Here is a 12,003-nt window from a genome sequence, read left to right as displayed (position 1 = left end):
CCGCACACCTCGCGCCCGGAAGAGGTGGACGACCGGAAGAACCCCCCGAGCCGCGGACTGCGCCGCTACGCGGCCCCGTGGGCCAGACCGAATCCCGCTGCGCGGACGCCGGCCGGCACAGCGGCGCGGGCGTCACCGGCCACCCCGTCCCTCGCCGGCGCGGAGGCCGGAAAGCCGGTACATCCCTCGGGCGACCACGGCATGGCCACGCCGGAGCAAGGACCGCACCGCCGCCAAGGCACCGCACACCTCGCGCCCGGAAGAGGTGGACGACCGGAAGAACCCCCAGGCCGCGGACAGCGCCGCTACGCGGCCCCGTGGGCCGGGGCGATGTCCTCGATGCGCCGGGCCAGGCCGAAGTCCCGCTCCGTGAGCCGGCCGCCCGCCGCGTGCGTGGTGACGGAGACGTCGACCGAGTTATAACCCAGCGTCAGGTCGCTGTGGTGGTTCAGCTCGTCCTGGATCTGCGCGATGTGCATCACGAGGACCGCAGCCGGGATGTGCGGCAGCCGGTACGTGCGCTGCAGGCTCATGCCGTCCTCGGTGAGGGACCAGCCGGGCAGCTCGGCGAGGCGGTCCTCGATCTCCTTGTGCGACAGGGGCTCGGCGTAGGGTGACATGGTTTCATCGTGGCACCGCATACCCTGCGGAGCCATGACTGAGATCGCGGGAAATGGAACGGGCGCGGCGCTCCGGGTCGCGGTGGTCACCGGGGCCGGGTCCGGCATCGGGCGGGCGGTGGCACGCGAACTGGCGGCCTCGGGCTGGGCCGTGGCCCTGGCAAGCCGGCGTGAGGCGGCGCTGCGCGGTACCGCCGAGGGGCTGCCGGACGAGGCGGTGGCGGTCATCCCGACGGACGTCACCCGCCCGGAGGCGGTGGCCGCGCTGTTCGCCGCCGTGGACGCCCGCTTCGGCCGCGTCGACCTGCTGTTCAACAACGCCGGTACGGGCGCGCCCGCCGTTCCGCTGGACGAGCTGACGTACGAGCAGTGGCGTGGCGTCGTCGACGTCAACCTCACCGGGGCGTTCCTGTGCGCGCAGGCCGCCTTCCGGGCGATGCGCGCGCAGCGGCCGCAGGGCGGCCGGATCATCAACAACGGGTCGATCTCCGCGCACGCGCCGCGGCCGCTGAGCGCGCCGTACACGGCGACCAAGCACGCCGTCACCGGGCTGACGCGGTCCCTGTCGCTGGACGGCCGCCCGTACCGGATCGCCTGCGGCCAGATCGACATCGGCAACGCGGCCACGGAGATGACGGAGCGGATGGCCGCCGGGACCCTTCAGGCGGACGGGCGGCTGACGACCGAGCCGCGGATGGACGTCGGCGACGTGGCCCGTACCGTCGCGCACATGGCCTCGCTCCCGCTGGAGGCGAACGTGCAGTTCGCGACCGTGATGGCGACGAACATGCCCTACATCGGCCGCGGTTGAGGACACGACCGAGGGGCGCGGCCGTGGGCAGGGCCCGGGGCAGGGGTCGGGCCACAGCCACCCGCGGCCGGATTCGACCACTTCACCCCCGAAAATGGTCAAGTCCGAAATACGTCCCATAGGACTGCTTGCGTCGCGTTACGTTGCGGCATGCTCTCCAAGCACCACCGCGACGTATGGTCAGAACCACCCGCAGACGAAGTCGGGTCCGAGGCCGGGGCCCCCGAGCCGGAGACCGAGCTGATAGCGCTGCCCGGTCCCGTGTTCGTCGATTCCAGCGGGAGACGGGCCCGCGCGGTACGCAGGGCCGGCTGGCTGGTCGCCGCGGCATGCTCCGTCTACACGGCGGCGCTGGGGCTCAGCCTCTCCGGCGCGACGCCGATCGCGCCGAAGACGCTGCTGCCGCTGCCGGGGGTGCCGAGCACAGCGCCGGACGACGCGGGCTCCTCGGGGACGGGAGAACTCGACGAACCGGCCGACCAGGCCGCACCCCCGGCGACGGCGGGCTTCATCCGGGCGGGGGCGGCGGCCGCGCCGTCCCCGTCCGGTGCGGTCCGCTCCGTGTCCTCCGCCAGCCCCAGCGCCTCCCCGACCAAGCGCCCGGCCAAGGGCGGCGGGGCCCCCGGCACCCCGCGGGCGACCGCGGGCAGCCCGGCCGCCCCGACCCCGACCACCGTCGCGACCGCGACCGAACCGGTGCCGTCCGGCTCCCCGTCGGGGCAGCCCAGCACCTCCGCGTCCCCCGCACCGGGTGTCTCCGACGCCCCGGTCGACCAGCAGCCGCAGGGCGGACAGTGACCGCCCTGCGCCCCCGCCTCGTCATACCCCTGCTCGCCCTCGTGGTGCTCGTGTGCGTCCTGCTGCTCGGCGGCTACGTACGCGGCGACTTCGAGGCCGACCACCGGGTCCACCCGCCGGTCTCGGCGGACAAGGTGCCGGAGGCGGTGCTGGAGGGCGGCCCGGTGGTCGACGCCACCGGCGACAAGCCCCGCTCGTACCGCACCCCGGACCGCACCATCGCCCTCACCTTCGACGACGGACCCGACCCGGTCTGGACGCCGGAGGTGCTCGACGTGCTCAAGCGGCAGCAGGTACGCGCCACCTTCTTCGTGACCGGCGGCATGGCCGCCCGGCACCCGGGGCTGATCCGGCGGATGGTCGCCGAGGGCCACGAGATCGGCGTGCACACCTTCTCCCACCCCGACCTGGTGTACCAGTCGCCGGGGCGGATCGACCGGGAGCTGTCCCAGACCCAGCTGGCGCTCGCGGGGGCCGCCGGCATCCACACCTCCCTGTTCCGTCCGCCGTACTCCTCGACCGCCGACGCGCTGGACGACCTGTCCTGGCCGGTCGTCCAGCGGGTCGGCAGGCAGGGCTACGTGACCGCCTTCATCGACCGCGACGCCGAGGACTGGCGGCGGCCCGGCGTGCAGGCGATCGTGGACGCCTCCGTGCCGGCGAAGCCGGGCCAGGGCGCGATCGTGCTCCTGCACGACGCCGGCGGCGACCGCTCGCAGACCGTGGCGGCGCTGGACCGGCTGATCCCGCTGCTCAAGGAGCGCGGCTACCGCTTCGACACCGTGGGCGGGGCGGTCGGCGCCACGTCCACCAACGGCAAGGTCACCGGCTCGGAACTGTGGAAGGGGCGGGTCTTCGTCGCCGCGGTGGAGCTCTCCGAGGCCGCCGTCCCCACGCTGGCCGTCGTGCTCGCCGGGGTGGGCCTGCTGGTCCTGGCCCGGTTCGCCGCCATGCTGGTGCTGGCGCGCCGGCACGCGCGGCGGCGACGGGCACCCGGCTTCACCTGGGGGCCGACGGTCACCGAACCGGTGAGCGTCATCGTGCCCGCGTACAACGAGAAGGAGTGCATCACCCACACCGTGCGCTCCCTCGCCGCGAGCGACCACCCCGTGGAGATCGTGGTCGTCGACGACGGCTCGACCGACGGCACCGCCGACATCGTCGAGGCCCTGGACCTGCCCGGCGTCACCGTCGTGCGGCAGCCCAACAGCGGCAAGCCCGCGGCCCTCAACAACGGGGTGGCGCACGCCAGGAACGACCTGATCGTCATGATGGACGGCGACACGGTCTTCGAGCCGGCCACCGTCCGCGAACTGGTGCAGCCCTTCGGCGACCCGCGGGTCGGCGCGGTCGCCGGCAACGCCAAGGTCGGCAACCGCACCCGGATGATCGGGCGTTGGCAGCACATCGAGTACGTGATGGGCTTCAACCTCGACCGCCGCATGTACGACCTGCTGCGCTGCATGCCCACCATCCCCGGCGCGTGCGGCGCCTTCCGGCGGGACGCGCTGCGCGACGTCGGCGGCATGAGCGACGAGACCCTCGCCGAGGACACGGACGTCACGATGGCGATGCACCGGGCCGGCTGGCACGTGGTGTACGCGGAGAACGCCCGCGCCTGGACCGAGGCTCCGTCCTCGGTGCGGCAGTTGTGGAAGCAGCGGTACCGCTGGAGCTACGGCACCATGCAGGCGATGTGGAAGCACCGCGGGGCGGTCCTGGACCGCGGCCACTCCGGGCGCTTCGGCCGGGTCGGGCTGCCGCTGGTCGTCCTCTTCCAGGTGCTCGCGCCGCTGCTGGCGCCGCTCATCGACGTGTTCGCGATCTACGGGCTGGTCTTCATGGACCCGTTTCGCACCGCGCTCGCGTGGGCGGGCGTGCTCGCTGTGCAGGCCGCCTGTGCGGCGTACGCCTTCCGGCTGGACGGCGAACCGCTGCGGGACCTGTGGCCGCTGCCCCTCCAGCAGGTGCTGTACCGGCAGTTGATGTACCTGGTGCTGCTGCAGTCCTGTGTGACGGCCGTCAACGGCGGTCGGCTGGGCTGGCACAAGCTGCGGCGCACCGGCGAGGTCGGCGCGCCGACCGTCGGCAGCGGCACCGCAGGCCGCGTCTGAACACCCGTACCCTCCCGAGGAGTCACCCCATGCCCGAAGCACGCGAGGCGGGAGCCCCGGCGGCCCCGCCCCGGCCCGCGGACGGCGCCGGGACGCACCTGCCGGGTCCACGGGGCGCCGCCCCGGCCGCCCCCGCCGCCGCCTCCTCCGGGAGCGGCGGCGGGGGCGGCGGCCGGGACCGCTACCTCGACCTGCTGCGCGCCCTCGCCCTGGTGCGAGTGGTCGTCTACCACACCTTCGGCTGGGCCTGGCTGACCCTGCTCTTCCCGTCCATCGGCATCATGTTCGCCCTGGCCGGGTCCCTGGCGGCGCACTCGCTGCAGCGGCCCGCGCTGTCCGTGGTACGCGGCCGGCTGCGGCGGCTGCTGGTGCCCTTCTGGCTGTTCGCCGCGGCCGTGACCGTCCTGATGCTGCTCCACGGCTGGCGGCCGCACTCCTGGCACCGGATGCTGCTGTGGATCCTGCCGCTGGCGGACCCGCCCGGCACCGCCTGGGCCGAGCAGATCATCGCCCCGCTCTGGTACATCCGCACCTACCTGTGGCTCGTGCTGCTCTCCCCGTGGCTGCTCAAGGCCTTCCGGGCGGCGCCGCGGTCGTGCCTGACGGCGTGCGGCGCACTCGTCGTCCTCGCCCAGTACGACCGGCTGCCGCTCGCCGAGCCGGCCCTCACGCCGGTGGTCGACCTCGTCACCTTCGCGGCCTGCTGGCTGCTCGGCTTCGCGCACCGCGACGGCCTGCTGGACGCCCTGCGGGCCCGCACGGTGGTCGCCGCCGCCGCGCTCTGCCTCGTCGCGGGCGGCTGGTTCGCGTACACCCACCCCACCGACGAGGGCATCGACCTCGGTGAGATCCCGCTGGCCCAGGCACTGTGGTCGGCCGGTTTCGTCCTTCTGCTGCTGCGCTTCCGGCCGCGCCGGATGCGCCGGGTGCCCGGCGCGGACGGAGCGGTGGGCCTGCTCAACGCCCGCGCCGTCACGGTCTACCTGTGGCACGAGGTCGCGCTCTTCGCCAGCGTCCCGCTGATCGACCTGATGTGGGACGTGCCCTTCTTCGAGGCCCATCTCCCGCTCGACGCGACCTGGTTCCAGTTCCTCGTCGTCTGGCCGCTCATCGGGGCGGCCGTCGTGCTGGTCGGCTGGACCGAGGACCTCGCCTCACGGCGCCGGCCGCGCCTGTGGCCGGCGGGCGGCAGGAAACGCGGCCGGCGGGCCCGCGGCCGGGCCGCCGGGGCCCGCTGAGTCAGCGCGGCGCCCGGACGTCGTCCGCGCCGGGACCGGACCCCGTCCCGTCCCGCCGGCCGGGCAGCAGGACGACGCCCGCGGCTCCGCCGAGCAGCCAGACCAGGAGCATCGGCGTCGTCCGGCCGAGCACGAGCAGGGCCGGGAAGGCGACGAGCACCCCCGTGAGCACGACCGCCGCCGCCCGCCGGAGGGTTCCGCCCTGCGCCCATTCGGGGCGGAGCACGCCGGAGCGCCGCCAGAAGGTCCACAGCCCCACCCCGGCACCGAGGACTGCGAACACGGCCAGGGGAAGGGGCGGCCGGGGCATCGGCTCCGGCGCCGCCGGGTCCCGGACGAGGTCGAGCAGGCCGGTGACCAGGACCACGGGTCCGGCGAGGGCGAACACCCCGGCGACGAAGCGGACGAACCCGACGCCCACGACCGGGGGCCGGTCTCCGCCGAAGGGCACCGACCGTGCGGACATCGCGTGGAAGCGACGTGCCGCGCCCCGGAAGTCCGTCACGAGGATCCAGCCGAAGCCGCTCGCCCCGAGCCCCCAGATCACCGAGAAGAACGCGCCGCCGTCACCGCCGCCTGCCATCTGGGCTCCTCCCCCTGCGCCGCCGCCACGGCGAGGGTGGCAGGTCCGCGTGCCCGCGGGCATTGCCCGTTCCCGGCAGTGTGCACGCGTGCCCGGCGCCGGATCGGCGGCGAACGGCGCCGGCCCCGGCCCCGGCCCCCGGACCGGCCTGCGCACGTCACCGACGGCGTCCACCGCCCGGTGACCGCCCGCCCCCGGCTTCCGGGCACCCACCGCGGAACCTGCGGCAGGGCCCCCGTGACCCCGCGCCTCACGGGCCGCCGCGCAGCCGGCGGCCCTTGTCGACGACCCGCTGCACCGCGTCCGCCATGAACTCCTCGGCCGCCCGCACCTCGTGCGCCGCGCCCAGCAGGCCGGCGGTCCTGGCGAGCAGGCGCTCGGTGTCCTCGTAGCCGCGGGCCCGCAGCCGCTCGAAGGCGGCCGGTGAGAAGTCCAGCAGCCCGCTGGGGGTGCCCAGGGTGCCCTCGGGGGTGAGCGGGCGGGACGGGCGGACGCGCAGCAGGGTCAGCCCCGGGTGCTCGATCTGCCGGACGGTCTCGCCCGGGGCGAGCTGGACGACGACGACGATGTCGCAGCGGTCGAGATCGGCCAGCGCCCGGATCGGCGTGTTGTCCCGGCCGAGCATGCCGTCGCGGTAGTACTCCCCCGCGACCTGGCGCGGCGCGAACAGGAACGGAAGCGCGGCGCTGCCCAGCACCGCCTCCTTGATCTGCGCGTGCTCCAGGCCGTTGAGGTGGAGGATCCGCGAGCGGCTGCCGAGGAGTCCGGCCAGCCACTCGGCGGCCATCTGGCCGGCCCGCAGGTGCGGCAGCGGGTGCGGGGCCAGGACGGGGTACGCCGCGACCCTCATGGTGACGGCCGCGGGGTGCCGCAGCGCGGCCGCGTCGATGGCGCGGTCGGCGAGCCGTTCCAGGTCGCCGTGCGCGCCGAGCAGGCGCGCCACCCGGGGCGCGAGGTTGCCGAACCGCTGCAGCAGCGACTCGGAGACGGCCCCGTCCGCTGCGGCCCGGCCTCCGAACGGGGCGTCGCCCATGCGGGAGGTGAAGTCGCGCCAGAGGTCCGCCAGCCGCGCCGCCCCCTCCCGCAGGTTGGGCGCGCCGGCCAGCGCGACCCCGTTGAGCGCCCCGATGCTGGTCCCGGCGATCGCGGTGATCCGCGCGCCGTGGTGGGCCAGGCACTCGACCGCGCCCACCTGGTAGGCGCCCTTGGCGGCGCCGCCCGCCAGTACCAGCCCGAACCGGTGCGAGGCCGTCCCCTGTGCGGTCTCCCACCGGTCCGGGGCCGGTACCGCCCCCGTGCCCGGGTCCGCGGCCGTGCCGTACTGCGGCAGCGGTGCGGACCCGATGCCCGCGGCGCGCCGCCGCAGGTCCCCGAAGCGGTCCGGCCGCGGACCGCTCCCGCCGTGGGGCCCGATGCCCGGACCGGGTCCGGCGGGCCCCACGGCCCCCGCCCCCCGGACCTCCCCCTGGTGCTCAGGCATCGGGCCCTCCCCCTTCCCCCGTCCCCCGTCGCTTCTCGGTCTCGGTGCGCAGCGCGGCCCGCGCCTGACGGGCGGCGTCGGCCTGTTCGTGGACGACGCCGCGGACGAACTCCTCCTGGGTCACGGCCGGTACGTGGCCGCAGTCGCGGCGGGCGTCCTCGACGGCCACGCGGGCCGGGTCCTCCGGACGGCGCGCGGGCGGCCGGGTGGACAGGTCCAGCGCGCGGGCGACGGCGTAGCCGATCGGCCGGTGCGGCGGCCGCAGCCGCGCGGACAGGCCGATGCCAGCGACCTCCGCGACCATCCGCCGCTCGTCGGCGTCCGGCATGTCGGCGATGATCCGCTCCAGCAGGGACCGCACCTGCCGGCGGTGCGGCACGGGGAGCGGATCGTCCGCCGGGGTGCGGCCGCCGGGCGCCGGGCGCGGGCCCCGCGCCCGGCGTACGGACTCCGCGACCTCGCGGTAGGACGGCGCCGCGGGCACCGCCGGTCCCGTCCCCGGCCCGGGATCCGCCGCCGGCCTGGCCGGCCAGTAGGCCTGCGCCGCCGCTGCCGCGCGCGGGTCGGCGAGGACGTCGTCGGCCAGGCGCTCCCGCCAGGCCTCGTCGCCCGTGACGAACTCGTGCAGCCCCTGCCGTCCGGTCGCGCACTCCCGGGCCAGCAGCAGCACCTGGCACGGCCAGGGCAGCCCGGCGTACGCGCCCTGGTGGCGCCAGCGCCGCACCGCCAGGTCCCCGTCGGCCCAGGCCGACTGCCACAGCTCGGTGGCGAGCACCCGCCGGTCCAGCTCCAGCAGGGCACGGGCGTGCGTGTCGAGGATCCGCTCGTGTCCGTCGAGGCGCTCGTCGATCTCGGCGAACCGGAGGTCCACGGCGTCGATGAACTCGGCGAGCACCGCGGCCAGTTCGCGGATCTCCCGGAACGCCTGGCGGTTGGCCTCGCGCAGTTCCAGCACGCTGTCCTGGAGCTGTTCGACCTCCATGGCGAGCAGCCCCACGGTGAGGTCGGTGAACGCGAGGTGCCGGGCGGTCTCCTGGGCCCAGGCCACCATCCGCCGCTGGGTGAGGGCGAGCGCGGCCTGCGACTCCAGGGCGCGCTGCCGGTCCTTGCGGTTCCAGCCCAGGATGACCCGGCTGAAGAAGCCGTGCTCCACCCGGGCGGCGGTCAGGTTCTCGGCCGTCTCCAGGCCGTCGACGATCTCGGCCAGCGCCCGGTTGCCGGCGATCGGGATGCGCCTGCGCAGTTCCCGCAGGTCGACGTCGCGCACGGCGGATCAGCCCTGCCCGCCGCGCAGGGCGAACACCGTGGGTTCCAGGACGCGCAGTCCCGCCGCCCGGTAGGCGGGGCACACCACGAACGCGACGGGCCGCCCCGGCTCGCAGGTGGGCCACAGGATGTGCCGGTCGGGGTCGGCCGTGGTGCCGGCGGGCAGGTCGAAGACGAACTCGGTGGGGTGGCCGGTGGCGGACATCGCCCGCATCAGGTCGGCGGCCTCCTGCCCGACCCGGTCCAGCAGCCTGCGGCCGCGCCGGTCCGGCTCGATCCGGCCGCCGTCGGTGACGATCCGGTTCAGTTCCGCCAGGTCCGGCTCTCCGGTGCCGGTGCCGAAGAGCGCGCCGCACATCTGCCGTACCAGTTCGGCCTCCCGCAGCACCACGTCGTCGCCGCCGTCGGCGGCGGTGCGCGGGCCGATCACCTCGGGGAGGCGCTGGGTGAACAGCGCCTTGAGCCGGTCGGCGAACGCGTAGTGGCTCAGGGCCCGTTCGTCGGTCAGGTCGGTGCGCTCGCTGACCTGGCCGGCCCGCATGAGGTCCAGCACCTCGTCGTGCTCCGCGAGCCTGCGCGCCGCGGCCTCGGCCGCCGCCTCGCCGGCCCCGATGCGTGCGGACAGGGATTCGTGCAGGCGCGACAGCCCGTCGATCCGGCTCAGTCCCGACTCCACGCGCGCGGCCAGCTCCTCCAGTGCGGCCTCGGCGCTCTCGGTGCGGGCGGGGAGCCCGGTCAGGGCGCCGATGCGGGCCCCGAGACGGGCCTCGCGGCGTGCGGCGTCCTGCTCCAGTGCGGTCAGCCGGCTCTCCAGCTTGTCCAGTTCGGCGATCCGGTCCAGCAGTGCGGACAGCCGCTCCCACTCGGCGCGCGGCACCGCCACCGTCCCGGGGGGCCTGGCGGCCGCCGTTCCGGTGCCCGCCCCGCTCCCCTGCCCCGTCCGCGGCGGTGTGCGCCGCTCCGCCGTCGCGTCACCGCCGTCACCGCCGTCACCGCCGCGACCACCTCGGCCGCCGCCCTCGTGTTCACCGGCGGGCGTCGCCGGCTCCGTCCTGCGGAACCAACCGAACATGCTGTCCCCCTCGTCCTCGGCGCGTTCTTCCCTGGGGTCCGCACCGCTCATCTGCGCTCGTCCCTACATGCGGTCGAAGTCGACACGGACCTTGTGGCTGCCGCCGCTCGCCGGGTCGAAGGCCTCCACCTCGATCTCCGAGCGGCCGAAGTAGAACAGCAGCCGGATCGGCCGCTCCCGCAGCGGCCGCCCCACGGTCTCCCCGATGTCGACGGTGAGCCGGCCGATCTCCTCGCAGCCGTCCTCGTCCACGTAGCGGGGTTCGGCCTTGACGGTGCGGTAGACCCGCAGCTCGATCTGGGTCTGGTCCTCGCGGGTGGGGAGGATGGTGAACGGGAACGCGTCCTTGACCCGCACGCTGTCCAGCCGCCGCACGGCCACCGCGAAGCGGCCGACGCAGAGGATGTCGCCGTCGTCGTCGCGGAACATCCGCATCGGCGAGTCGACGCTCTCCTCGAACAGCTTCGAGGTCTCGAAGCCGTAGGTGTACTTGGCCTGCCGCGACAGGAACACCCGCGGGTTGTACGCGAAGTGGGTGGCGCCCTCCAGCACCGCCAGCGCCGGGTCCGGCGGCACCAGGATGCGGTGCCGGGAGCCGAAGTGCCGGTGCATGCGCTCCCGCAGCCACTGGGACTTGGCGAACCCACCCACCAGGACCAGGGTCTCCGACCCCGTGGCACCCGCGCCCGCGGCCTCGCCGCTGGTGCGGCGGATGGCGGCGAGCTGCTCCTCGACCTTGTCCAGGATGCCCTCGACCACGCTGTCCAGGAGCACCTCCACCTCCTCGGGCGCCAGCACCAGCCGCTGCGGGCGGCCGCCCGCCTCCTCCGCCAGCCGGGCCCGGGTCCCCTCGTCCAGCAACTGCCATACGGTGACGGGCAGATCGATCCGGACGGTGTCCATGATGTGCGGGGTGCCGTCCTCGTCCCACTCCACCTCGGCGGTGGTCTTGGCCCGCTCCCACTGCTCGGACAGCTCCAGCAGGTCGCCCGAGTGCTCCCGCTCCAGCCGCTTGAGCAGCTCGGGCCCCAGCCGCTTGCCGAGTGCCTGCTCGCGGAAGGCCTGGTTGACGTACTCCGAACCGAGCCGGCCGCCGGTGGCCACGCCGATCTCGCGGAGCGCGATGAGCTCGGCCGCGTCGCTGGAGGTCTCGTACGCCGTGATGTCCACGGTGCCGCCGCCGCAGTCGACGACCATGAAGCGGAAGCCGTCCACGTTGAGCTGCAGCCGGTCCCGCATGCCGGTGCCGTCGGTGAGGTCGGCCATCCGCAGGTAGCAGTAGAGCGCCGCGGCCTCCGGCTCGATGGACGGCAGCAGCCGCTCCGGGTCGTCGGGGAAGCCGGCGTCCACCGCGGCGCGCCGCATCGCGGCCCGGTCCTCGTCGTCCCAGATCGCCGGGACGGTGATGCACCAGCGGATCTCCCGCTCGGTGTAGCCCGCGTCCTTGATCTGCGCCACGGCCAGTTCCCTGATCTCCCGCAGATAGGCGGTGATCAGTTCGCGCACCCGGCCGCGGTCGCCGAGGTCGACGATGCCGCCGGTGGTCGGCATGTCCGCCGGGCCCCCGTCGTCCTTGAGCGCCATCTTGAACGCGTAGGCGTAGCCCAGTCCGTCCGTCCGGCCGCCGTCGGAGGCGTCCGACCACTGCTTGCGCGCCTTGTGTCCCCAGGCCACCGTGGCGCCGTCCGCGTCGACCAGCAGCGCGGTCAGGTTCTTCGGGTAGTCCACGCGGTGCTCGGGGAACCGGCTGTAGAAGGTGATCCGCCGGGACTGCGGATCGTCGTTCAGCGGGGTCACCACCGACCAGGCGAAGCCCGTGCCGTGTGTGCCGAAGTCGACGGCGGCCACCACCTTCGGCCTGCCCGCCGCCCCCGACGTGTCGAAGCCGCTCATCGGTCAACTCCCCCCGGTCATGGGGCGTCCGTACCCGCCCCGCACCTGACAGGCTGTCCCAATTCCGCAGTTATCCGGAGGGCCCGGGTGTTGCCAGGGCATATTTGGCAACAGCGGCCGGGCGGGCA

10 protein-coding genes are annotated in these 12,003 nt (G+C 74.9%); 4 read left to right on the top strand and 6 right to left on the bottom strand.

Annotated elements, in window-relative coordinates; genetic code table 11:
* Positions 1–305 precede the first annotated feature (305 nt).
* The gene (locus CHF15_RS01360; protein WP_089221705.1) at positions 306–620 is read right to left on the bottom strand and encodes a 4a-hydroxytetrahydrobiopterin dehydratase; all 315 of its coding nucleotides are present in this window, start codon (positions 618–620) and stop codon (positions 306–308) included.
* Positions 621–654: 34 nt separating this feature from the next.
* Here CHF15_RS01360 and CHF15_RS01355 point away from each other — a divergent pair, with 34 nt between their 5' ends.
* The 4 genes from CHF15_RS01355 (at position 655) to CHF15_RS01340 (ending at position 5,581) form a co-directional block, all read left to right on the top strand.
* A complete protein-coding gene (locus tag CHF15_RS01355) occupies positions 655–1,431 on the top strand; it encodes an SDR family oxidoreductase (RefSeq protein ID WP_089221704.1) in 777 nt (258 codons plus the stop codon).
* 150 nt (positions 1,432–1,581) lie between these two features.
* Positions 1,582–2,229 carry a hypothetical protein gene (locus CHF15_RS01350; protein WP_089221703.1) on the top strand — a complete coding sequence of 216 codons (648 nt, stop codon included), beginning with the start codon at positions 1,582–1,584 and terminating at the stop codon, positions 2,227–2,229.
* On the top strand, positions 2,226–4,343 hold the full coding sequence (locus CHF15_RS01345; protein WP_089221702.1) for a bifunctional polysaccharide deacetylase/glycosyltransferase family 2 protein: 2,118 nt from the start codon (positions 2,226–2,228) through the stop codon (positions 4,341–4,343). The genes CHF15_RS01350 and CHF15_RS01345 overlap by 4 nt, the downstream gene beginning before the upstream one ends.
* A gap of 29 nt (positions 4,344–4,372) precedes the next feature.
* Complete coding sequence (locus tag CHF15_RS01340; protein WP_089221701.1) at positions 4,373–5,581, top strand: acyltransferase family protein; 1,209 nt, start codon at positions 4,373–4,375, stop codon at positions 5,579–5,581.
* Between the two features lies 1 nt (position 5,582).
* Here CHF15_RS01340 and CHF15_RS01335 read toward each other — a convergent pair whose 3' ends face one another.
* From CHF15_RS01335 to CHF15_RS01315, 5 genes are all read right to left on the bottom strand, one after another.
* The gene (locus CHF15_RS01335) at positions 5,583–6,164 is read right to left on the bottom strand and encodes a hypothetical protein (protein ID WP_089221700.1); all 582 of its coding nucleotides are present in this window, start codon (positions 6,162–6,164) and stop codon (positions 5,583–5,585) included.
* Between the two features lie 250 nt (positions 6,165–6,414).
* Positions 6,415–7,644, bottom strand: a complete 1,230-nt coding sequence (locus tag CHF15_RS01330; RefSeq protein ID WP_089221699.1) for a patatin-like phospholipase family protein — start codon at positions 7,642–7,644, stop codon at positions 6,415–6,417.
* Positions 7,637–8,911, bottom strand: a complete 1,275-nt coding sequence (locus tag CHF15_RS01325) for a hypothetical protein (protein WP_089221698.1) — start codon at positions 8,909–8,911, stop codon at positions 7,637–7,639. Before CHF15_RS01325 ends, CHF15_RS01330 begins: the two co-directional genes overlap by 8 nt.
* 6 nt (positions 8,912–8,917) lie before the next feature.
* A complete protein-coding gene (locus tag CHF15_RS01320; protein WP_089221697.1) occupies positions 8,918–10,033 on the bottom strand; it encodes a hypothetical protein in 1,116 nt (371 codons plus the stop codon).
* A gap of 12 nt (positions 10,034–10,045) precedes the next feature.
* Entirely contained in the window at positions 10,046–11,875 is a 1,830-nt protein-coding gene (locus CHF15_RS01315) for an Hsp70 family protein (RefSeq protein WP_089221696.1), read from the bottom strand.
* Positions 11,876–12,003: the final 128 nt, after the last annotated feature.

This window comes from Actinacidiphila glaucinigra (assembly GCF_900188405.1).
Lineage (GTDB): Bacteria > Actinomycetota > Actinomycetes > Streptomycetales > Streptomycetaceae > Actinacidiphila > Actinacidiphila glaucinigra.
The sequence above is the reverse complement of the archived record's forward strand: the minus strand, read 5'-3'. Positions and strand labels throughout refer to the sequence as shown.